The organism is Janthinobacterium amylolyticum (genome assembly GCF_051380655.1).
GTDB lineage: Bacteria > Pseudomonadota > Gammaproteobacteria > Burkholderiales > Burkholderiaceae_D > Janthinobacterium.
Window position 1 is genome coordinate 270,933 of the sequence record NZ_JBNYXL010000005.1, and the last position, 20,527, is coordinate 291,459.

Annotated in this window: 21 protein-coding genes; 12 read left to right on the forward strand and 9 right to left on the reverse strand. The window is 61.2% G+C overall.

The genetic code is table 11. From position 1 onward, the window contains the following. Positions 1-25: 25 nt before the first annotated feature. Positions 26-1,186, reverse strand: coding sequence for a fumarylacetoacetate hydrolase family protein (locus ACQ4WR_RS12715; RefSeq protein WP_436487617.1), 1,161 nt, complete (start codon positions 1,184-1,186; stop codon positions 26-28). Positions 1,187-1,287: 101 nt separating this feature from the next. On the opposite strand from ACQ4WR_RS12715, the gene ACQ4WR_RS12720 reads away from it, so the two are divergent. The 4 genes from ACQ4WR_RS12720 to mmsB are packed head-to-tail and all read left to right on the forward strand — an operon-like array spanning position 1,288 to position 5,436. Then, positions 1,288-1,566, forward strand: coding sequence for a hypothetical protein (locus tag ACQ4WR_RS12720; protein ID WP_436487618.1), 279 nt, complete (start codon positions 1,288-1,290; stop codon positions 1,564-1,566). Positions 1,567-1,616: 50 nt separating this feature from the next. Further along, positions 1,617-2,639: a multiple monosaccharide ABC transporter substrate-binding protein gene (gene chvE, locus ACQ4WR_RS12725; RefSeq protein WP_308410556.1), complete on the forward strand. Its 1,023-nt coding sequence runs from the start codon at positions 1,617-1,619 to the stop codon at positions 2,637-2,639. 48 nt (positions 2,640-2,687) lie between these two features. Continuing rightward, a complete protein-coding gene (gene mmsA, locus ACQ4WR_RS12730) occupies positions 2,688-4,229 on the forward strand; it encodes a multiple monosaccharide ABC transporter ATP-binding protein (protein WP_436487620.1) in 1,542 nt (513 codons plus the stop codon). Then, on the forward strand, positions 4,219-5,436 hold the full coding sequence (gene mmsB, locus ACQ4WR_RS12735) for a multiple monosaccharide ABC transporter permease (protein ID WP_436487622.1): 1,218 nt from the start codon (positions 4,219-4,221) through the stop codon (positions 5,434-5,436). Before mmsA ends, mmsB begins: the two co-directional genes overlap by 11 nt. Before the next feature lie 68 nt (positions 5,437-5,504). Here the strand turns inward: mmsB and ACQ4WR_RS12740 are convergent, their stop codons facing one another. After that, complete coding sequence (locus ACQ4WR_RS12740; RefSeq protein WP_102293007.1) at positions 5,505-7,136, reverse strand: NAD(P)-binding protein; 1,632 nt, start codon at positions 7,134-7,136, stop codon at positions 5,505-5,507. Beyond that, the gene (locus ACQ4WR_RS12745; RefSeq protein WP_436487624.1) at positions 7,136-8,647 is read right to left on the reverse strand and encodes a polyamine aminopropyltransferase; all 1,512 of its coding nucleotides are present in this window, start codon (positions 8,645-8,647) and stop codon (positions 7,136-7,138) included. Before ACQ4WR_RS12745 ends, ACQ4WR_RS12740 begins: the two co-directional genes overlap by 1 nt. A 59-nt stretch (positions 8,648-8,706) precedes the next feature. On the opposite strand from ACQ4WR_RS12745, the gene ACQ4WR_RS12750 reads away from it, so the two are divergent. From ACQ4WR_RS12750 to ACQ4WR_RS12785, 8 genes are all read left to right on the forward strand, one after another. Further along, positions 8,707-9,093, forward strand: a complete 387-nt coding sequence (locus ACQ4WR_RS12750) for a DUF350 domain-containing protein (RefSeq protein WP_102293094.1) — start codon at positions 8,707-8,709, stop codon at positions 9,091-9,093. A 31-nt stretch (positions 9,094-9,124) separates the two neighbouring features. Next, positions 9,125-10,165, forward strand: coding sequence for an SPFH domain-containing protein (locus tag ACQ4WR_RS12755; RefSeq protein ID WP_102293009.1), 1,041 nt, complete (start codon positions 9,125-9,127; stop codon positions 10,163-10,165). Positions 10,166-10,186: 21 nt separating this feature from the next. After that, entirely contained in the window at positions 10,187-11,650 is a 1,464-nt protein-coding gene (locus tag ACQ4WR_RS12760; RefSeq protein ID WP_102293010.1) for a DUF4178 domain-containing protein, read from the forward strand. Continuing rightward, entirely contained in the window at positions 11,647-11,823 is a 177-nt protein-coding gene (locus ACQ4WR_RS12765) for a hypothetical protein (protein ID WP_436487627.1), read from the forward strand. The genes ACQ4WR_RS12760 and ACQ4WR_RS12765 overlap by 4 nt, the downstream gene beginning before the upstream one ends. A gap of 2 nt (positions 11,824-11,825) precedes the next feature. Then, positions 11,826-12,197, forward strand: a complete 372-nt coding sequence (gene speD / locus ACQ4WR_RS12770; protein WP_436487629.1) for an adenosylmethionine decarboxylase — start codon at positions 11,826-11,828, stop codon at positions 12,195-12,197. Between the two features lie 63 nt (positions 12,198-12,260). Further along, positions 12,261-12,812, forward strand: a complete 552-nt coding sequence (locus ACQ4WR_RS12775; RefSeq protein WP_436487631.1) for a hypothetical protein — start codon at positions 12,261-12,263, stop codon at positions 12,810-12,812. A gap of 348 nt (positions 12,813-13,160) precedes the next feature. Then, entirely contained in the window at positions 13,161-14,225 is a 1,065-nt protein-coding gene (gene rsgA, locus ACQ4WR_RS12780) for a ribosome small subunit-dependent GTPase A (protein WP_436487633.1), read from the forward strand. 140 nt (positions 14,226-14,365) lie between these two features. Continuing rightward, positions 14,366-14,953, forward strand: coding sequence for an HI_0983 family protein (locus tag ACQ4WR_RS12785; protein ID WP_436487635.1), 588 nt, complete (start codon positions 14,366-14,368; stop codon positions 14,951-14,953). A gap of 67 nt (positions 14,954-15,020) precedes the next feature. On the opposite strand, the gene ACQ4WR_RS12790 is transcribed toward ACQ4WR_RS12785, so the two are convergent. From ACQ4WR_RS12790 to ACQ4WR_RS12815, 6 genes are all read right to left on the reverse strand, one after another. Beyond that, positions 15,021-15,440, reverse strand: a complete 420-nt coding sequence (locus tag ACQ4WR_RS12790) for a F0F1 ATP synthase subunit epsilon (RefSeq protein ID WP_058050961.1) — start codon at positions 15,438-15,440, stop codon at positions 15,021-15,023. Positions 15,441-15,502: 62 nt separating this feature from the next. Continuing rightward, positions 15,503-16,903, reverse strand: a complete 1,401-nt coding sequence (gene atpD, locus ACQ4WR_RS12795) for a F0F1 ATP synthase subunit beta (RefSeq protein WP_034752705.1) — start codon at positions 16,901-16,903, stop codon at positions 15,503-15,505. Between the two features lie 29 nt (positions 16,904-16,932). Further along, positions 16,933-17,808 (reverse strand): F0F1 ATP synthase subunit gamma, encoded by an 876-nt coding sequence (atpG, locus tag ACQ4WR_RS12800; RefSeq protein ID WP_102293016.1) that lies wholly within the window; start codon positions 17,806-17,808, stop codon positions 16,933-16,935. Positions 17,809-17,871: 63 nt separating this feature from the next. Next, positions 17,872-19,413: a F0F1 ATP synthase subunit alpha gene (gene atpA / locus ACQ4WR_RS12805; protein WP_034752701.1), complete on the reverse strand. Its 1,542-nt coding sequence runs from the start codon at positions 19,411-19,413 to the stop codon at positions 17,872-17,874. A gap of 78 nt (positions 19,414-19,491) precedes the next feature. Beyond that, positions 19,492-20,037 carry a F0F1 ATP synthase subunit delta gene (locus tag ACQ4WR_RS12810; protein WP_071080008.1) on the reverse strand — a complete coding sequence of 182 codons (546 nt, stop codon included), beginning with the start codon at positions 20,035-20,037 and terminating at the stop codon, positions 19,492-19,494. 2 nt (positions 20,038-20,039) lie between these two features. Continuing rightward, on the reverse strand, positions 20,040-20,510 hold the full coding sequence (locus ACQ4WR_RS12815; protein ID WP_071325906.1) for a F0F1 ATP synthase subunit B: 471 nt from the start codon (positions 20,508-20,510) through the stop codon (positions 20,040-20,042). Between the last annotated feature and the right edge of the window lie 17 nt (positions 20,511-20,527).

Sequence of the window (20,527 nt, forward strand, 5' to 3'; positions counted from 1 at the left end):
TGTCTCTCTTTTTAAAATAATCGGATCAAAGCAAGCCGCGTTGCGCCAGGTTCTGGTACAGCGCGCGCACGCCGAAGGTCCAGGGCGGGATCGCGTCGCAGCGCTGCACTTCGTTGACCAGCGCGCCCAGCGCGGCGCTGGCGATGGTGACGCGGTCGCCCAGGTGGTGCGTAAAACCGCCGCCCTGCGCACCGCGGTCCTTCACGGGCGAGAACATGGTGCCGAGGAAGAGCATGAAGCCGTCCGGATACTGGTGGTAGGCGCCGGCCGTCTGGCGCACCAGGTCCAGCGGGTCGCGGCTGATCTCGCGCATGAAACTGGCGCCTTCCAGGACAAAACCGTCGTCCGCTCCCTCGATCAGCAGCGACACTTCCGCCTGGCGCACGGTATCGAGCGTGAAGTGCTCGTCGAACAGGCGGATGAAGGGGCCGATGGCGCAGGAACCGTTGTTGTCCTTGGCCTTGCCCAGCAACAGGGCGCTGCGTCCTTCGATGTCGCGCAGGTTCACGTCATTGCCCAGCGACGCGCCAAGCACCTGGCCGCGACTGTTGACGGCCAGGACGATCTCCGGCTCCGGGTTGTTCCAGGCGGACGATGGCAGCAGGCCCACTTGCGCGCCGCAGCCGACCGAAGACATGGCCTGCGCCTTGGTGAATACTTCCGCATCGGGGCCGATGCCCACTTCCATGTACTGCGACCAGGCGCCGCGCTGCTGCAGTTGCTGCTTCAGGCGCTGCGCGGCATCGGAACCTGGCTTCAATGCCGACAGATCGCTGCCCAGGGTGGCTTGCAGCGCGCCGCGCAAACTGGCGGCGCGCGCCGCATCGCCTCCCGCCTGCTCCTCGATCACGCGTTCGAGCAGGCTGACGGCGAAGGTCACGCCGCATGCCTTGATCGCCTGCAGATCGCATGGCGCCAGCAGCAGCGGTGCATGCGGCGGCGCCACCAGCGCCTGTTCCAGCAAAGCCTGCACGGGGCCGAGCGAGGTGCCTGGCGCATGGCGGGCGATGCCCAGCGCATTGTCGCTCTCGAACAGTTCGGCCACCGTGGCGACGGTGTCCGTGATATCGACCACTTCACCGCCGCGCACGGCGACGATGCAGGGACCGTCGCGCCAGATGCGGCCAATCAGGGTCGCTTGCGCCAGATCGGCGGGTAGCAGGGAAGCGGGAGAAATCGGCAGCATGGCAGCTTTCAAAAGACGGTCATCGGGTGGTCGGGCTTCAAGGTCGAACCGATTCTGCGCGCCGCCATGGGTCACCGCAATTACGAAAATCACCAAATTGCATGATGATTATTGGTATTGCGGTGCACCAAAAAATGCCGCGAAAAGCCCCCTTGCAAGCCCCCGCTTCCACCTGCGGCAGAGGGAATTTGGCGCATCGCATCAATCGTGCCATCGATACCGTTTTGGATATCGACAATGCGAAAAAAGTGATTGGTGAGGCAGGTATGGACAAACTAGTATCAGCCGTGGCCCACATGCGGCCATCGGCATGGAGGCGGCCCGCAGAGGCCACGACGCCGGCACATTCACACTCAAAAGACGGTGGAGACCTGAAATGAAAACAACAATGAAAATGCTGGCCGCGAGCCTGGTGCTGGCGACGTCCGGTATGGCAGTCGTTCCCATGGCGAATGCCGCGGACAAGGGCGCGATCGGCATCTCGATGCCGACCAAATCCTCGATGCGCTGGATCGCCGATGGCGACAACATGGTCAAGGTATTCAAGGAGCGCGGCTACAAGACCGACCTGCAGTTCGCCGACGACGATATCCCGAACCAGCTGGCGCAGGTGGAAAACATGATCACCAAGGGCGCCAAGGTACTGGTGATCGCCGCCATTGACGGCACCACCCTGTCGAACGTACTGCAAAAGGCGGCCGACAAGGGCATCAAGGTCATTTCCTATGACCGCCTGATCCGCGGCACCAAGAACATCGATTACTACGCCACCTTCGACAACTTCCAGGTCGGCGTGCTGCAGGCGGGCTATATCGAATCGGCGCTGAAACTCAAGGAAGGCAAGGGCCCGTTCAATATCGAACTGTTCGGCGGCTCGGCCGACGACAACAATGCGCACTTCTTCTACAACGGCGCGCTGTCGGTGCTGAAACCCTACATTGACAGCGGCAAGCTGGTGGTGCGCTCGAAGCAGATGGGCATGGACAAGGTGGCGACCCTGCGCTGGGATGGCGCCGTGGCGCAGGCGCGCATGGATAATCTGCTCAGCGCCTACTACGGCAATGCGCGTGTCGACGCCGTGCTCTCGCCATATGACGGCCTGAGCATCGGCATCCTGTCGTCGCTCAAAGGCGTCGGCTACGGCACGCCGAAACAACCGTTCCCCGTCGTCACGGGCCAGGATGCGGAAATCCCGTCCGTCAAATCCATCATCCGTGGCGAGCAGTCGTCCACCGTGTTCAAGGACACGCGTGAACTGGCCAAGGTGACGGCGAACATGGTCGACGCCATGTTGTCGGGCAAGGCACCGACCGTCAACGATACCAAGACCTACAACAACGGCGTGAAGGTCGTGCCGTCCTACCTGCTCAAACCCGTCACCGTCGACAAGGCGAACTGGAAGCAGGTGCTGGTCACGGGCAGCGGCTATTACACCGAAGCGCAAGTGAAATAAGCATCGACGGCATGCAAGGCCCGGCACTGCCGGGCCCAGAGAGGTTATATGACAAACACGATCCTGGAAATGCGCGGGATACGCAAGACCTTCCCCGGCGTCGTAGCACTCGACAATGTGAACCTGCGGGTGCGCAGCGGCGAAATCCACGCCATCGTGGGGGAAAACGGCGCCGGCAAGTCGACGCTGATGAAAGTGCTGAGCGGCGTCTACGGCCACGGCAGCTATACGGGCGATATCGATTACCAGGGCCAGACGCGGCATTTCCGCGGCATCAAGGACAGCGAGGAAATCGGCATCATCATCATCCACCAGGAACTGGCGCTGGTGCCCTTGCTGTCGATCGCCGAGAATATCTTCCTCGGCAACGAGCCGGCCAGCATGGGCGTGATCGACTGGGAATATGCGCAAAGCCGCACGCGCGAACTGCTGCAAAAGGTCGGCTTGAAAGAGTCGCCCGACACCCTGATCACCAACCTGGGCGTGGGCAAGCAGCAGCTGATCGAAATCGCCAAGGCCCTGTGCAAGGACGTCAAGCTCTTGATCCTCGACGAGCCGACGGCCAGCCTGAACGAAAGCGACAGCGCGGCCCTGCTCGACCTGCTGCTGGAACTGAAGCGCCAGGGCATCGCCTCGATCCTGATTTCGCACAAGCTCAACGAAATTTCGCGCGTCGCCGATGCCATTACGGTGCTACGCGACGGCAACACGGTCGACAGCTTCGACTGTCGCATTGAGCCCGTCAGCGAAGACCGCATCATCGAGAAAATGGTCGGACGCGAAATGGCCGACCGCTATCCGGCCCGCACGCCCAGCATCGGCGAGACCATTTTCGAAGTGCGCGACTGGCGCGTGTTCCATCCCGAGCACGCCGACCGCCCTGTCATCAAGGGCATCAGCATGCACGCCAAAAAGGGCGAGATCATCGGCATCGCCGGCTTGATGGGATCAGGACGCACGGAACTGGCGATGAGCATTTTCGGGCGCGCCTATGGCCAGCGCATCAGCGGCACGGTGCTCAAGAACGGGCAGGAAATCGACGTCAGCACCATCGGCAAGGCCATCGCGCATGGCCTGGCATATGTGACGGAAGACCGCAAGGGCCTGGGCCTGATCCTGGAAGAAGACATCAAGAAAAACACCAGCCTGGCCAACCTGGACGCCGTGTCGCGCCATATGGTGATCGACGAGGCGCGCGAATTCGGCGTGGCCGACGATTTCCGCCGCAAGCTGAAAATCCGCTGCTCGAGCATCCTGCAAAAAGTGGTCAACCTGTCCGGCGGCAACCAGCAGAAAGTGGTACTGGCGAAGTGGCTGTTTTCACGCCCCGACATCCTGATCCTCGATGAGCCGAGCCGCGGCATCGACGTGGGCGCCAAGTACGAAATCTACAGCATCATCAGCGAGCTGGCCGCCGAAGGCAAATGCATCATCATGATTTCCTCGGAAATGCCCGAATTGCTGGGCATGTGCGACCGGATCTATGTCATGAACGAAGGCCGCTTCGCGGCCGAATTAAGCGCAGCAGAGGCGTCACAGGAAAGAATCATGCGCGCCATCGTCACACACGGAGAACACCATGGACAATAAACTGACCGCGGACGCGGTGCCGGGCGCCGCGCCCGTCAGCGCGCCGCAAGCCAAGAGCTACGCCGGCTTCCTGAAGAACAATATGCGCGACTACGGCATGCTGCTGTCGCTGCTCGTCATCATGGGCTTTTTCCAGTACATGACGGACGGCACCCTGATGCAGCCGCTGAACCTGACCAACCTGGTGCTGCAGAACAGCTACATCGTCATCATGGCGCTTGGCATGCTGATGGTCATCGTGGCCGGGCATATCGATCTGTCGGTCGGCTCCGTGGTCGGCTTCGTCGGCGCGCTGGCGGCCGTCCTGATCGTCAACTATGAAATGAACTTTGTCGCCGCCAGCATCGTCTGCCTGCTGGCCGGCGCCGTCATTGGCGGTGCGCAAGGCTATTTTGTCGCCTTCTTTAAAATTCCGTCCTTCATCGTCACCCTGGCCGGCATGCTGGTGTTCAAGGGCCTGACCCTGGCGCTGCTGGCCGGCCAGTCGGTCGGCCCCTTCCCGGAAGGCTTCCAGATGCTCAGCTCGGGCTTTTTGCCCGACCCGTTCGGCGGCGAGAACCTGCGCGGCTTCTCGCTGCTGCTGGGCGTGATCGCCGCTGGCGCGCTGCTGCTCACCTCGCTGCGCAGCCGCGCCAAGCAGCTCAGGCACGGCATGGAAAACGAACCGCGCGCCTTCTTCCTGCTGAAGAACGGCATCTTTGCCGCCGTGATGGTGTATTTCAGCTACCTGCTGGCGTCCTACCGCGGTTTCCCCAATGTGCTGGCCGTGATGTCGGTGCTGATCGTCGCCTACACCTTCGTTACCAACCGCACGGTGCTGGGTCGCCGCGTGTATGCAGTGGGCGGCAATGAAAAGGCGGCGCGCCTGTCCGGCATCAAGACGGAACGTGTCAGCTTCTACACCTTCGTCAACATGGGCATGCTGGCCGCACTGGCCGGCCTGATCTTCGCCGCGCGCCTGAACACGGCCACGCCCAAGGCGGGCACGGGTTTCGAGTTGGACGTGATCGCCGCCTGCTTCATCGGCGGCGCCTCGGCCTCGGGCGGCGTGGGCAAGGTGATGGGGGCTGTCATCGGTGCCTTCATCATGGGCGTGATGAACAACGGCATGTCCATCATGGGCATCGGCATCGACTACCAGCAAGTGATCAAGGGCCTTGTGCTGCTGGCGGCCGTGTTCATCGACGTCATAAATAAAAATAAATGAGAAGAACAAGGAAGCACAGGTTCGAGCCTTAGGGGGCTCTGGCCGGCGCTTGCGCCGGCCTTTTTCATTTATGTGATCGCCAGCCGCGCCGCCCTGTCACCCCACCACGCCGCTTCCTCGAACACGGAAAAGCCCGACAAATCGGCATGCGCAAACAGAATCGCGCCATCATGCTCGCGCAGGGCTTTCAGGCCCGCATTGCTGCGAAAGCCCGTCAGCGGCGCGGCCATGGCGTGGCCGCGCAAAGTGATGTCAACGCGCTCGACGCAGCTGGCGAAATCGCGCCCATACGCCGTTTTCAAATCGACGCTGGCCAGCGCCAGCAATTCTTCGGGGCTGGCCGTATCGAGCCACTTGCGGGCTTGCTGCGGCGTGCGGTCGGACAGGGCCACGTAGGCGCTGAAGACGGTTTTCTCGGGCGGACGCACGCGGATATCCTGATGCGTGGCGACGACATAGCCGAGACCCGGTTCCTGGTACACCACGTTGTCCCAGCACAGGGGCGCATGCGGCAGTTCGTCGGGAAAGCGTTTAAGTAAAAAGTTCGCCACCATCCATGGCGCATACGCGGGGGTGTCGCGCTTCGCGTCAAAGCCATAGCTGGCGATGTTCTCCACCACGCGGGCCGCCACGTACACGGGCATGGCGCAGATGGCCTTGCGCGCCTTGAGCAGATAGGTGCGCGGCTGGCCATCGATCAGCTCCAGGCACAGCGCTTCGACGCCCTGCGCCGTGGTCTTCACGGAGACCACCGTGCCGGCGCGGCGCTTGACACCAGAGGCGTGTTCCATGGCCGTGGCCACCGGCTGCATGCCACCGGGCCAGGTCAGCCAGGCGCCATTGCCTGCATTTGCCGCCTGTCCCCAGCGGCTGCAGTAATAGTGCAGGCCGGCCCAGGCCGAGACCTGGTCGTAGCGGGTGCCGTAATCGTCGCGGCAGCAGTAGTTCAGGTACCAGTGCAGGGTGGGCGAGGTATAACCCTCGCGCTCCATCCACTGCTTCAGGGTGATGTCATCGAGCGAGCGCCAGGCGGGGTCCTGCGACGACTCCACGGTGGGAAAGACAAACACGCGCTTGCCGTCATTGCCATGCGTCTGGCGCAGGCGCCGCACCTCGGCAAAAAAGCGCTCGTGCTGCGCCAGTTCATCGGCAGAGACGCCTTCGGTGGGAATGAAGCCGTCCTGCCACTGGCCGTTGAACAGCAGGCGTTCCTCGGGCGCGTGCAAAATATAACGCTCGTCGTAATAGGGTTTTTCCGCCATCGGGTCGCGCTCGATGATGCCGAGGTCGAAGAGGATTTCGCGCACATGCGTCGATTCGGGCGACGGCAGCGGCAGGTAATGGCCGCCGGTCGGATACGCCAGCTCGCCGAACTGCCCGCCGGCCGCGTTGCCATACGGCTGCGGGCCATCGATCATGAGAAAGTCCCGGTGCCCCAGCTTGTTCAGGCGCCATGCGGCCGTCAAGCCGGCGATGCCGGAGCCGAGGATGGCCACGTCGGTAACGATGGTCTCGGAGGGCGGCGGCAAGGCCTTGTGCTCGCGCAGCAGTTCGCGCAGATAATGGCCTTCCGTGCGGCCCGGATACAGCACCCTTGGCGTGATTTCCTGCCAGCGCAGATAGGCGGCGATGCTGCCGATGCCGGCTGCCGCCGCCGCAGTGCCGCCGGCAGCCCACAGCATGAAGGAACGGCGCTGCATCAGCGGATCACCCGGTTCCAGTCCTGCTCGAACTCATGCACGAGCGACTGGGTATTGAGGCGGTTGGGCGCCATCGGCAAGGGCTGCATGTCGGGCGGGAAGATGAACATCTCGCGCGTGGTGTCCGCATTCAGGTAGCGCATGGGCAGGCGGTAGGTCGTCGGCGGCGTGTAGTCGAGCTGCGGCGAGGCCAGGATAAAACCCCATTCGCCGAACGAGGGCACGTAGGCGTGATAGGGCCAGGTGCGCATGCCCACTTCGTGCAAGGTCGCATTGATGGTCCAGTAGGCGTGCGGTGCGAAAAATGGCGACGTCGATTGCACCACCATCAGGCCCTTGGCGGCCAGGTGCTTTTTCACCAGGTCGTAGAACGGCACCGAATACAGTTTGCCGAGCGCGAAACTGGACGGATCGGGGAAGTCGACGATGGCCGCATCGAACATCTCCTGGTTATTGCGCAGCCAGACGGCGGCATCCGCGTTGATGACGGTGACGCGCTTGTCCGAGAACGAACCATTATTCAGCTTGGCCAGTTCCGGGCGCGTGGTAAACGCGGCCGTCATGGCCGGGTCGAGGTCGACCACGGTGACGTGTTCGATCTGTGGATAACGCAGGATTTCGCGCAGCGCCAGGCCGTCGCCGCCGCCCAGCACCAGCACGCGGCGCGCCCACGGCAGCGCTTCCAGCACGGGGTGCACCAGCGCTTCATGGTAGCGGTACTCGTCGCGCGAGGAAAACTGCAAATTGCCATTGATGTACAGGCGCGTATCGTCCTTCCAGCGCGTGATCACCAGGCGCTGGTAGGGCGTGGTGGTGGAATACACGATCTGGTCGCCGAACAGGCCGTGCTCTCCCCAGGCCACCATGCGGTCCGACATGGCAAAGCCGGCGACGAGCAGCAGCATCACGGCGCAGGCGCGCAGCAGGCGCCCCGTGAGGTTTTTCAGCTCCGCGCGGAAGACATAGATGCTCCACAGGCCCACGCCCACATTCAGCATGCCAAACAAGAAGCCTGTGCGCACCAGGCCCAGATACGGCGACAGTACCAGCGGGAACAGCAGCGAGACGGCCAGCGCGCCCAGGTAATCGAAGGTCAGCACGCGGCTGACCAGCTCGGAAAATTCCGTCTGCCGCGTGTTCAGGGCGCGCATCACCAGCGGTACTTCCATGCCGACCAGTGCGCCAATCAGGAACACCATCACATACAATAAGGTGCGGAACGGCGCCGCCATCCACGAAAATGTCATGAACAGGATCGCGGCCGACAAGCCGCCGATCAAGCCCACTGCCAGCTCGATGTCGACAAAGCGCGAGAGCACGTCGTCGTCCTTCACATATTTTGAAAAGTGAGCGCCCACACCCATGGCAAACAGGTAGCAGCCGATTATGGTGGAAAACTGCAGGATGGAATCACCGAGCAGGTAGCTGGACATGGCGCCGGCGATCAGTTCATACGCGAGGCCGCAGGAGGCGACCACGAAGACAGACAAAATCAGAATCTTTTTGTTCATGGGACTTTTTTTGTTCTAATATGCGTTGACGTTATCAAATGCTCATTGCGAGGAATGCCGTGCCCGCCATCCTAAACTATCTGATCCATCTTATACTGGCCGCCACGCTGCTGATTGCCTTTTTTATCATCTATACACGCGTCACGCCCTACAATGAAGTGCTGCTGATCCGCCAGGGGAATCACGCGGCGGCCCTGTCGCTGGGCGGCGCGCTGCTGGGCTTTTCCGCCACCATCGCCTCGTCGCTGATGCACACGGCCGACTACCAGCAGTTTTTCGCCTGGGCCTTCGGCGCCATGGTGGTGCAGCTGCTCGTGTATGTGGTAACCACGCGGCTGCTGCGCATGTCGAAAGACCAGATCGAATCGAACAACAGCGCCTTCGGCGGGCTGCTGGGCGCCATTTCCCTGTCGCTCGGCGCCATCAACGCCGCCTGCATTTCCTGACACCGCTTTATCTTCTTCAAGGACATCCATCATGAGCCTCGGCAGCTTTATCAAGAAGCAGTTTATCGACGTACTGCAGTGGAACGAAGAGACGGAAGGCGTACTGGCCTGGCGTTTTCCGATGCAGGATTTCGAGATCCAGAACGGCGCCATCCTCAATGTGCGCGAATCGCAGGTAGCCGTCTTCGTCAATGAAGGCAAGATCGCCGACGTCTTCGGCCCCGGCACGCACAAGCTGACGACGCAGACCTTGCCGTTGCTGACCAACTTGAAAAACTGGGACAAGCTGTTCGACTCGCCCTTCAAGTCGGACGTGTATTACTTCAGCACCCGCGTGCAGACGGGCCGCAAGTGGGGCACGCCGCAGCCGATCACCATCCGCGACAAGGATTTCGACATGATCCGCGTGCGCGCCTTCGGCATGTACTCGTACCGCATCGCCGACGCCCGCACCTTCTTCACCGAAATCAGCGGCACGCGCGAGGTCTACACGCGCGATGAAGTGGAAGACCAGCTGCGCGGCATTCTGATGTCCAGCATGGCCAGCTCGCTGGGCGGCGCGAACGTGCCCTTCCTCGACATGGCGGCCAACCAGGCGCTGATGGCGCAGGAGGTCAAGGATGGCCTGGCGCAGGCCTTCGCGCGCTACGGCGTGGGCCTCGACGAGTTCAACGTGGCCAGCATCAGCCTGCCCGAGGAATTGCAGGCGGCGCTCGACGAGCGCATTTCGGCCGGCATGAAGGGCGGCCTGGGGGCCGACAAGATGAGCGGCTACACCAAATTCCAGGTCGCCAACGCCATCCCGCTGGCGGCGCAGAATGAAGGCGGCATGGCCGGCATCGGCGCGGGCCTCGGCGCCGGCCTGTCGATCGGTCAGGTGATGGCGCAAGGCATGGGCAATGCGCTGCAGCAGCCTGCCCCGGCGCCAGCGCCGGCCGCGCCACCGGCCCCCGTGGAAGAGCCGATCGAGGCGCGCCTGGAAAAGCTCAAGGGCCTGCTCGACAAAGGTCTCATTTCGCCAGCCGACTACGACGGCGCCAAGGCTGAACTGCTGAAAAAACTGATCGGCTAAATATTAGCGAAATACGACTGCATGCAAACTGTTTCCTGTCCCAGCTGCGGCGCGGAAGTCCACTTCCGCTCGCACGCTTCCGTGCTTGCCGTGTGCGAGTACTGCCACAGCACCATCCTCAAGGACGCCGATTCCGTCAGGGACGTGGGCAAGATGTCGGCCGTCCTGGAAGACTATTCACCGATCCAGATCGGCACGGCCGGCGTGCACGATGGCCTGCACTTCACCGTCGTCGGGCGCATCCAGCAGCGCTACAGCGCCGGCACGTGGAACGAATGGTATCTGCTGTTCGATGACGCCAGCACCGCCTGGCTGGGCGACTCGTCCGGCCTGTACACCCTGACGCGCGAACGCAGCACGCAAGATACCTTGCCCGCCTTTGGCGAACTGGCGCCGGGCAGGCGCTACACGATCTGCGGCGAACCATATACGGCGGCCGAGATCCGCAGCGCCGAATGCATCGCCGGCCAGGGCGAACTGCCGTTCAAGGTGGGCGCCGGCTGGCGCATCCAGGTGGCGGATTTCCGCAACTACGCCAGCTTTGTCACGCTCGACTACACGGATGGCCCGCAGCCCGTCGTCTACCAGGGCGTGGCCGTCACCCTGGATGGCTTGCAATGCCAGCTGCTGCGCGATGACGACGCCATCGCCAAAAGCGCCGGCAAGTACCGCGGCAAGCTCGATGCGCTCGACTGCCCATCCTGCGGCAGCGGCATCCAGTACGTCCCAGGCGCGGCGGCTCAGCTGGTGTGCCCCGCCTGCCACGCGCAGCTCGACGCCAGCGGCCCGGAAGCGCAGGTGCTGGCCATCGGCAAGCAGGTGCACGAGAACGCCGACATCACGCTGGAACTGGGCGCCAGCGCGAAGATCAACAATGTGGACTTCACGGTGATCGGCATGATGCGCCGCGCCGACGACGAAGGCAGCGAGTGGAACGAATACCTGCTGTACAACGCGCGCGCCGGCTTCTTCTGGCTGGTGGAGACGGACGATGGCTGGTCGCGCGCCAACGTGCTGCCGAACTGGCCCAGCTGGGCTTCCGTGGATGCCGACAGTTGCACCCTCGATGGCGCCACCTACCGCAAGCTGTATGGCTATGGCTCGCAGGTCGTGTACGCGGCTGGCGCCTTCAACTGGAAAGTGGCGGTGGGCGACAGCACGCAGGTGGTGGAATTCGAGCATGGCCAAACCAAGCTGGCGGCGGAAATCACCGGCGAGGAAATGACCTGGTCGCGCTCCGTGCCCGTCGCCTATGACCAGATGGCCGCCTGGTTCGGCGCCGCTTTCCATGGCGCCAGCAAAACGACGAATATCCAGCTGAGCCACCGTGGCATTGCCAAGATTTTCATCGTCATTGTGCTGGTGCTGAATGCGATCCCGATGTTTGTCTCGTTTTCCAGCACCCTGATGTGGAGTTTGCTGGGCTGCCTGGCGCTGTTCCTGCCGGCCGCCTTCCTCGACAAGAATGAAAAGAATCCCCCATGAGTAAATACGTGATCTATGCCTTGATGGTGACGTTTTCCGTCACGGCCGCCAATTGGGTGCGCATGTTCAAGGTGGCCGGCAGCGGCACCGGTGGCGGCAGCAGCTGGAGTTCGCGCACGGGCGGCGGTGGCGGCAGCTATGGCGGCGGCTCCAGCGGCGGCAGCCACAAGTAAGCATGACAGCCACACCGCATCTGCCCCTGGGAACCCATTTGCTGGCCGACCTGTCCGGTATCGCACCGGAACGGCTGCGCGACGGCGCCGCGCTGGAACAGCTGCTGCGCGGCGCGGCCATCGCGGCCGGCGCGCAAGTGCTGCACAGCCATTTCCACAGCTTTGGCACCGGCATGGGCGTCACGGGCGTGGTGCTGCTGGCCGAGTCGCACATCTCGATCCATACGTGGCCGGAATGCGGCTTCGCCGCCGTCGACATCTTCATGTGCGGCGCGGCGCGGCCGCAACTGGCATTGGGCGCCATCAAGGATGCGCTGCAGGCGCCGCACTGCCAGCTGCAGTCCGTGCGGCGCGCACCGCCCGGGCAGGCATAAGCCCGCTGGTGGATCGCGGGGGGATCGCTTACACTGTCGGCTCATCTTCCAACCGTGACTTCCATGCGCCGTTCCGCCCTGCTTGCCCTGCCCCTGCTGCTGGTCTCCGCCTGCAACGACTACACGGCGCCCAGCCTGTACCAGGCCACTACGCCCGAATGCAAGACGTGGACGGAAGGCTCGCGCTTCGAGCTGCCGCGCGGGATCAGCGTGTACGCCACGCCGCCCGTCACCTTGAAGGAAGGCGGCACGGAACTGGCATTGATCTTTACCTTGCCCATCGGTACGCAAGCGAGTTTTACGCGCCTGTCGTTCCTGCTGGAAGAACCGCACAAACCGCCGTTCGCCGCAGCCAAGGTACTGACCATCTACCAGCGCGGCATGAACCGCAAGGCGGAAATCGTCGACGTCATCGAGACCTTGCCCATCATGTTTTCCGCCGTCGGTTCAAGCGCCGAGACGCAATGGCGATTGCGCCTGCAGCTGCCGCGCCAGCTGCCCCAGCGCTTCGACCTGTCCATGCCCGACATGCTCATCGCCGGCAAGCGCTATCCGGTGCGCACGTTTACGTACCGCTATTTCCCCGAACGCCAGGCTTACGGCATGTGCAGCTAATTCAACAATCGCGCCAACAATGTGTCGGATTACGCCCTGCGGACTCATCCGGCCTACGGCAGGTGCAGCCAAGCCACACATTCCGTTGACGCCGGCGCGCGCCGCTGGCACACTGGCATTTTCCATCACACACTAGGAGTAGACAACATGCGCCATTCGGATACTGCCGTGCTGTCGGCTGCCTGATCACCGTTTTTCCCTGCTAAACCTTTTAGCCCGCACTTCTCCATACGCGTGATCGCGTAGCCGACGTTCCCCTTCTTTCGTGCCAGTCATCGCGACTGGCGGTGCCTGCACGCGCAGGCGATATGTCCGCACGCGGACGACAGAATACGGAATCACGCTACCATGATCGCATGCGATTTTGCACAACTACGCTACATCGGACTGCAGCAGGCCATCGCCGGCGCAGCCGCCCAACTCGACCTCTCTTCTTCCACCGCACAGCTGATGCGCGTGAGCGCCGTGCACCGCGACAGCATCGGCGTGCACGACGGCGTGCAGGAACGCCCGGCGCAGATCCTGCGGCACCTGCTGCACGACTTGCGGGCGCAGGACCATATCCTCACGGTCGGCGACTGGATCGCCGCCGAAGCCGATGCACACGGCACCTTGTGGATAACGGCCTACTTATCCCCAGTCACGCAGATCGCGCGGCGCGGCAATGACGGCCGGCGCCAGCTACTGGCCAGCAATGTCGACACGGCCCTGCTGGTGATGGGACTGGACGAAGACTTCAACCCGCGCCGCCTGGAGCGCTACCTGGCCATCGTGCTGGCCGCGCAAGTGACGCCCGTGGTGGTGCTGAGCAAGGCGGACGTGGCCAGCGACGTGGCGGGCAAGCTGGCGCAGCTCAGGCAACGCCTGCCCTCCCACGTGCCCCTGTTTGCCATCGATACGCGCCATGCGTATGACGTGGCCATCCTGGAGCCGTGGCTGGAGGCGGGACAGACCCTGGTGCTGCTGGGTTCATCGGGGGCCGGCAAGTCCAGCCTGACCAATACCCTGTGCGTCGCGCAGCAGGCGACGAAAGGCGTGCGCCATGGCGACAGCCGTGGCCGGCACACGACGACGGCGCGCTCGCTGCACCTGTGCGCCAGCGGCGCCTGCATCATCGACACGCCGGGCTTGCGCAGCTGGCAGGCCGATGCCGATGCGTCAACCCTGGCCGCCACCTTTGACGACATCGCGGCGCTGGCAGCGACGTGCCAGTTCCGCGATTGCAGGCACGCCAGCGAACCCGGTTGCCAGGTGCGTGGCGCCATCGATGCGGACCGCCTGCGCAATTATCACAAGCTGCTGCGCGACGCCCGGCGCGGCGAGGCAACCCCGCTCGAACGCATTGCCGCGCGCGCCAGGTGGAAAGTGACGCTCAAAGCCGTCAAGCAACGCGGCAAGAACGGGCTTGCGTGAACAGGCGTACGGAATCACAGCTTGTCAACTTTATCAAAGTTGCAGTTGGGAAATATGCAAGGTATAGTCAAATGCTGTACCAACAGACATGCGCCGCATGCGATGCACGCGGCCCGCCCACCATGGAATGAGGATGCACTGTGTTCAAGAAAAAAACCATTTTACTTCTGAGTACATTGTCAGCGTGCCTGTTCGCCAGCGGCACGCTGTTCGCGCAAAAGCTGAGCGTGCCGCAAGAGATACACTATGCCGACAAGGTCTACAAGCTGGCGTTTACCGCGCCACAGAATCGCAACAGCAAACGGGCCTTGTATGAATACACGACGAACGGGGAAGCGGTGGAAAAATGGAGCAGCCTGATTACCCTGCTATACGATAGCAATGCCAAAAGCGATCCATTTGCCTTCTCGGCGGCCCTGCTCAAGTCGCTGGCGGCCACCAAGCCGGAGCCCGTTTCTTCCGTCGTGATCCACGATGGCCATGTGCTGATGCGTTCAGTCTATGAACCGGATGCCGCCAACCCCGTGTATGAATCGAATGTAAGCAAGAGTTTTCATGGCGCCGCCGCCTGTGGTGGGCTGTTGCAGTTCCAGTATGCGGTAAAAACGCCGCCTGGCGAGGACCAGTCGGCGGCGGGCAAGCAGGCGACCCTCAAGCTGGTCAATGAGGGCAATGCCAGCTTGGCAACCCAGTTGCGTGATGGCGGCTGGCAACCAAGCTGCGAATAAGGCGGGAGGCCGTGGCATAAAAAAAGGCAGCCCGAAGGCTGCCTTTCTTGTGCGGCGCAGATTGAAATTAAATCTTGCGCAGCTTCTGGATCGCTGCCAGCTGCGCAATCGCGCTGGCCAGCTCGGCTTGCGCTTGCGCGTAGTCGATGCCCGAATCCTTGTTGTGGATATTTTCTTCCGCCAACTTCTTCGCTTCCAGCGCTTTCGCTTCGTCGAGGTCGTGACCGCGGATCGCGGTATCGGCCAGGACGGTCACGGTATCCGGTTGCACTTCCAGCAGGCCGCCGGCGACGAAGACGAACTCTTCTTCTGCCTGGCCGACTACCTTGATGCGGACCGCGCCCGGACGGATGCGGGTAATCAAAGGCGTGTGGCGTGGGTAGATACCCAGCTCGCCCTGTTCACCCGGCAACGCGACGAATTCTGCTTCACCTGAAAAAATCAGTTCTTCAGCGGAAACCACGTCAACGTGAATTGTGTGTGCCATGTGTGTCCTATCGGGTTGAAGAACCCCGCCTTCTGAGGGGCGGGGTTAGGCCCAGACTTAACTTAGTTAAGTTTCTTGGCTTTTTCGATTGCTTCTTCGATCGTGCCGACCATGTAGAACGCTTGTTCCGGCAGGTGATCGAGTTCGCCCGAAGCGATCATTTTGAAGCCCTTGATCGTGTCTTTGAGCGAAACGTATTTACCAGGCGCGCCGGTAAAGACTTCAGCGACGTGGAAAGGCTGCGACAGGAAACGCTGCATCTTACGTGCGCGGGCAACCAGCAGTTTGTCTTCCGGTGCCAGCTCGTCCATACCCAGAATCGCGATAATGTCGCGCAATTCCTTGTAGCGTTGCAAGGTCGTTTGCACGGCACGCGCGGTGTCATAGTGCTCTTGACCAACGATCAACGGATCCAGCTGACGCGAGGTCGAATCCAGCGGGTCCACGGCTGGGTAGATACCCAGGGAAGCGATGTCACGCGACAGCGCAACGGTCGAATCCAAGTGAGCAAAGGTGGTAGCAGGCGACGGATCGGTGTAATCATCGGCTGGAACGTAGACGGCCTGGATCGAGGTGATCGAACCGGTCTTGGTCGACGTGATACGCTCTTGCAGACGGCCCATTTCTTCAGCCAGGGTCGGTTGGTAACCCACGGCCGACGGCATACGGCCCAGCAGTGCCGACACTTCGGTACCAGCCAGCGTGAAGCGGTAAATGTTGTCGACGAAGAACAGAACGTCCTTGCCTTCATCACGGAACGATTCAGCGATCGTCAGGCCGGTCAGCGCGACGCGCAGACGGTTACCTGGCGGTTCATTCATCTGACCGTAGACCATCGCCACTTTGGAGTTCTCTGGATTTTCCAGATCGACCACTTTCGCGTCAGCCATCTCGTGGTAGAAGTCGTTACCTTCACGGGTACGCTCACCGACACCGGCGAACACGGACACGCCGCTGTGCGCCTTGGCGATGTTGTTAATCAGTTCCATCATGTTCACGGTCTTGCCTACGCCAGCGCCGCCGAACAGACCAACTTTACCGCCTTTTGCAAACGGGCAAACCAGATCGATCACCTTGATGCCGGTTTCCAGCAGTTCTTGCGAAGGCGACAGTTCGTCGTATGCAGGAGCGGTGCGGTGGATCGACGCGATCTGCTCGTGCGACACGGGGCCGCACTCGTCGATCGGGTTGCCCAGCACGTCCATGATGCGACCCAGGGTTGCTTTACCGACTGGCACCATGATTGGTTTGCCGGTGTTCTGGATCATCATGCCGCGACGCAGGCCATCGGACGAGCCGAGTGCAATGGTACGGACAATGCCGTCGCCCAACTGCTGTTGTACTTCCAGGGTCAGTTCCGAGCCTGCCATCTTCAAGGCATCAAATACCTTAGGCATCGCGTTGCGGGGAAACTCAACGTCCACCACAGCGCCGATACACTGAACGATTTTGCCATCAGCCATGTTCGTTCCTTCAATATAGTTAAATTCGTTTAAACCGCAGCCGCACCGGCGACGATTTCGGAGAGTTCTTTGGTAATCGCAGCTTGGCGGGTCTTGTTGTAGATCAGCTTTAATTCGCCGATCACACTACCCGCGTTGTCGCTTGCAGCTTTCATCGCGACCATCCGTGCCGATTGCTCGGACGCCAGATTCTCCGCGACTGCCTGGTACACCAGCGCTTCTACATAGCGCTCCAGCAATTCGTCGATGATGCTTTGTGCATCCGGCTCGTAGATGTAATCCCACGAGTGTGCGCTCTTGTCGGCGACCATTTTGTCGGCCGTCAATGGCAGCAGCTGTTCGACCACTGGTTCCTGCTTCATCGTGTTGATGAATTTGGTGTAGCACAGGTACACTGCGTCGAGCTTGCCAGCCTGGAACTCTTCGAGCATGACCTTGACAGGTCCGATCAATTTTTCCAGGTGGGGCGTATCACCAGTTTGAATGGCAGAGGCGACGATCTTGACGCCGATGCGATTCAAAAAACCCAAACCCTTGTTACCGATGGCAACTGCTTCAACCCGGTTGCCAGCTGCTTCCAGCTCGCGCGACTTCGACGTCACCTGGCGCAGGATGTTGGTATTCATGCCGCCGCACAGACCCTTGTCGGTCGTCACAACGATGAAACCTACTGCCTTCGCTTGCGTACCCTGGGCAGCTGCCAGGAACGGGTGCGTGTATTCCGGATTGGCATTCGCCAGATTGGCGGCGATATTCCGAATCTTGTCACTGTAGGGACGGGCGGCCCGCATCCGGTCTTGCGCCTTGCGCATTTTGGACGCGGCGACCATTTCCATCGCCTTGGTGATCTTCTTCGTATTCTCTACGCTCTTGATCTTGCCTCGTATCTCTTTGCTTGATGCCATGAGTCCTTACTCCTTCTGCGCGTAGGGCGGCGCCTCACTCAAAGGTGGGCGCCGCCTGGCCGCTTAATATGCGCCGGATTTCTTGAAATCAGCAATGGCCGCCGACAGAGTTGCTTCGCTGTCTTTGTCGAGTTGCTTGGTTTCTTCGATCTTGGCCAGCAGAGCAGCTTGCTTGGTCTTCATGTAAGCGTGGACACCAGCTTCGAACGACAGCACTTGCTTGACTGGCACGTCGTCCATGAAGCCTTTGTTCACCGAGAACAGCGATACGGCCATCAGCGAGATCGACAGTGGCGAGTACTGGGCTTGCTTGAGCAATTCCGTCACGCGGGCACCACGGTCCAGCTGCTTGCGGGTCGATTCATCCAGGTCCGAAGCGAACTGCGCAAACGCAGCCAGTTCACGGTACTGCGCCAAGTCGGTACGGATACCGCCGGACAGGTTTTTGATGACCTTGGTCTGGGCGGCGCCACCGACGCGCGATACGGAAATACCGGCGTTAATCGCAGGACGGATACCGGCGTTGAACAGCGAGGTTTCCAGGAAGATCTGACCGTCGGTAATCGAAATCACGTTGGTTGGAACGAAGGCGGACACGTCGCCAGCTTGCGTTTCAATGATCGGCAGCGCCGTCAGGGAACCCGTCTTGCCTTTGACGGCGCCGTCGGTGAACTTCTCGACGTAGTCGGCGTTCACGCGTGCTGCGCGTTCCAGCAGGCGGCTGTGCAGGTAGAACACGTCGCCTGGGTACGCTTCGCGACCTGGTGGACGGCGCAGCAGCAGCGAGATTTGACGGTATGCAACAGCTTGTTTGGACAGATCATCGTAGACGATCAGTGCATCTTCACCGCGGTCACGGAAGTATTCGCCCATGGCGCAACCGGAGTACGGCGAGATGTATTGCATGGCGGCCGATTCCGAAGCGGAAGCGGCGACAACGATGGTGTATTCCATCGCGCCGTGCTGTTCCAGCGAGCGCACGATGTTCTTGATCGACGAGGCTTTTTGGCCAATCGCGACGTAGATACATTTCATGCCCTGGCCTTTTTGATTGATGATCGCATCAATCGCCACAGCCGACTTGCCGGTTTGACGGTCGCCGATGATCAGTTCGCGCTGGCCGCGGCCAACTGGAACCATCGCATCGATCGACTTCAGGCCGGTTTGCATCGGTTGCGAAACGGACTCACGGGCGATCACGCCCGGGGCGATTTTTTCAATCGCGGCCGTCAGTTTGGTCTCGATGGCGCCTTTGCCGTCGATCGGCTGGCCCAGCGCGTTGACTACGCGGCCGAGCAGCTCAGGACCGACTGGCACTTCCAGAATGCGGCCGGTGCATTTCACCGTGTCGCCTTCGGAGATGTGCTCGTAGGCACCCAGAATCACGGAGCCGACGGAGTCGCGTTCCAGATTCATTGCCAGGCCAAACGTGTTGCCTGGGAATTCCAGCATCTCGCCTTGCATCACGTCCGACAAACCGTGGATGCGGCAGATACCGTCGGCGACGGAAATAACCGTGCCTTGATTACGCACTTCAGCGCCGCCGTCAAGACCTTGGATCCGGCTCTTGATCAACTCGCTGATTTCAGATGGGTTGAGTTGCATACTAACTCCTAAAAGTGTTTCTCTCAGCTTGCGCGAGGGGTAAGGGTCTGTCTAAGCTGGCCTGCCGAAGCGCGTGTCTTACGACACCAGTGCAGCGTGCAGTTGCTGCAACTTGGCGCGCACCGAGGTATCGAGCACCTGGTCGCCTACGACCACGCGCACGCCGCCGAGCAGCGATGGATCCACTGTGACGGCAGGGTTGAGCTTACGACTGAATTTCTTTTCCAGCGTTGCGACCAGCTCGGCCGTTTGGCCTTCGCTCAGATCGAAAGCGCTCGTGATCTCGGCGTCAGCCGCACCTTCCAGGCCATTTTTCAAGGCATGGAATTGCGCGCCGATTTCCGGCAGCAGGCTGATGCGGCCATTTTCGATCAACAACGTGACGAAGTTTTTCACTTCTTCATTGAGCGGCGATTTCAACAACGACAGGATGGTGGCGGCGACGTCGCTTTCCGAAACTTTCGGATTGCGCGCGTACGCCTGTACCTCGGGGTGGCTACCGATCTGTGCCAGTTCGGACACCAGTTCGGACCACGCCGCGAGGTTGCTTGACTCCTTACCAGCTTGGGCTACGCGGAACAAAGCTTCCGCGTAGGGACGGGCGACGGTTGCGAGTTCTGCCATGATTACAGCTCGACAGCAAGACGCTGCAACATTTCGGCGTGAGCCGTTGGGTTTACTTCACGCTTCAAGATCTGCTCGGCACCCTTGACAGCCAGGTCAGCCACCTGAGCGCGCAATTGTTCGCGTGCTTTCGACAGTTGCTGTTCGGCGTCCGACTGGGCTTGCGCAATGATACGCGCAGCTTCAGCTTGTGCATTTTGCTTGATCTCTTCAGCAACCAGCTGCGCGCGCTTTTCAGCGTCCGCAACGCGTTGCGAAGCTTCTTCACGTGCACTGTTCAATGCCTCTTGCGCACGCTTTTCAGCGACAGCCATCGAAGCCTGACCTTGATCGGCCGCAGCCAATCCATCCGCGATTCGTTTGGCACGCTCATCCAGCGCGTTGTTCAACGCTGGAAATACGAACTTCATCGAGAACCAGACCAACACCGCGAAGGTGATCATCTGGCCGATGAGCGACATATTGATGTCCATACCTTTGCTCCTAACTA

Excerpts from the sequence above, each read along its gene's own strand:
- speD (WP_436487629.1), top strand. The coding sequence starts at position 11,826 with ATGACAGCCACACCGCATCTGCCCCTGGGAACCCATTTGCTGGCCGAC.
- ACQ4WR_RS12810 (WP_071080008.1), bottom strand. The coding sequence starts at position 20,037 with ATGGCAGAACTCGCAACCGTCGCCCGTCCCTACGCGGAAGCTTTGTTC.
- mmsA (WP_436487620.1), top strand. The coding sequence starts at position 2,688 with ATGACAAACACGATCCTGGAAATGCGCGGGATACGCAAGACCTTCCCC.
- ACQ4WR_RS12815 (WP_071325906.1), bottom strand. The coding sequence starts at position 20,510 with ATGGACATCAATATGTCGCTCATCGGCCAGATGATCACCTTCGCGGTG.
- ACQ4WR_RS12790 (WP_058050961.1), bottom strand. The coding sequence starts at position 15,440 with ATGGCACACACAATTCACGTTGACGTGGTTTCCGCTGAAGAACTGATT.
- atpG (WP_102293016.1), bottom strand. The coding sequence starts at position 17,808 with ATGGCATCAAGCAAAGAGATACGAGGCAAGATCAAGAGCGTAGAGAAT.
- ACQ4WR_RS12745 (WP_436487624.1), bottom strand. The coding sequence starts at position 8,647 with ATGAACAAAAAGATTCTGATTTTGTCTGTCTTCGTGGTCGCCTCCTGC.
- ACQ4WR_RS12715 (WP_436487617.1), bottom strand. The coding sequence starts at position 1,186 with ATGCTGCCGATTTCTCCCGCTTCCCTGCTACCCGCCGATCTGGCGCAA.
- ACQ4WR_RS12740 (WP_102293007.1), bottom strand. The coding sequence starts at position 7,136 with ATGCAGCGCCGTTCCTTCATGCTGTGGGCTGCCGGCGGCACTGCGGCG.
- atpA (WP_034752701.1), bottom strand. The coding sequence starts at position 19,413 with ATGCAACTCAACCCATCTGAAATCAGCGAGTTGATCAAGAGCCGGATC.
- ACQ4WR_RS12765 (WP_436487627.1), top strand. The coding sequence starts at position 11,647 with ATGAGTAAATACGTGATCTATGCCTTGATGGTGACGTTTTCCGTCACG.
- ACQ4WR_RS12760 (WP_102293010.1), top strand. The coding sequence starts at position 10,187 with ATGCAAACTGTTTCCTGTCCCAGCTGCGGCGCGGAAGTCCACTTCCGC.
- atpD (WP_034752705.1), bottom strand. The coding sequence starts at position 16,903 with ATGGCTGATGGCAAAATCGTTCAGTGTATCGGCGCTGTGGTGGACGTT.
- ACQ4WR_RS12775 (WP_436487631.1), top strand. The coding sequence starts at position 12,261 with ATGCGCCGTTCCGCCCTGCTTGCCCTGCCCCTGCTGCTGGTCTCCGCC.
- ACQ4WR_RS12720 (WP_436487618.1), top strand. The coding sequence starts at position 1,288 with ATGATGATTATTGGTATTGCGGTGCACCAAAAAATGCCGCGAAAAGCC.
- mmsB (WP_436487622.1), top strand. The coding sequence starts at position 4,219 with ATGGACAATAAACTGACCGCGGACGCGGTGCCGGGCGCCGCGCCCGTC.
- ACQ4WR_RS12755 (WP_102293009.1), top strand. The coding sequence starts at position 9,125 with ATGAGCCTCGGCAGCTTTATCAAGAAGCAGTTTATCGACGTACTGCAG.
- rsgA (WP_436487633.1), top strand. The coding sequence starts at position 13,161 with ATGATCGCATGCGATTTTGCACAACTACGCTACATCGGACTGCAGCAG.
- chvE (WP_308410556.1), top strand. The coding sequence starts at position 1,617 with ATGGCAGTCGTTCCCATGGCGAATGCCGCGGACAAGGGCGCGATCGGC.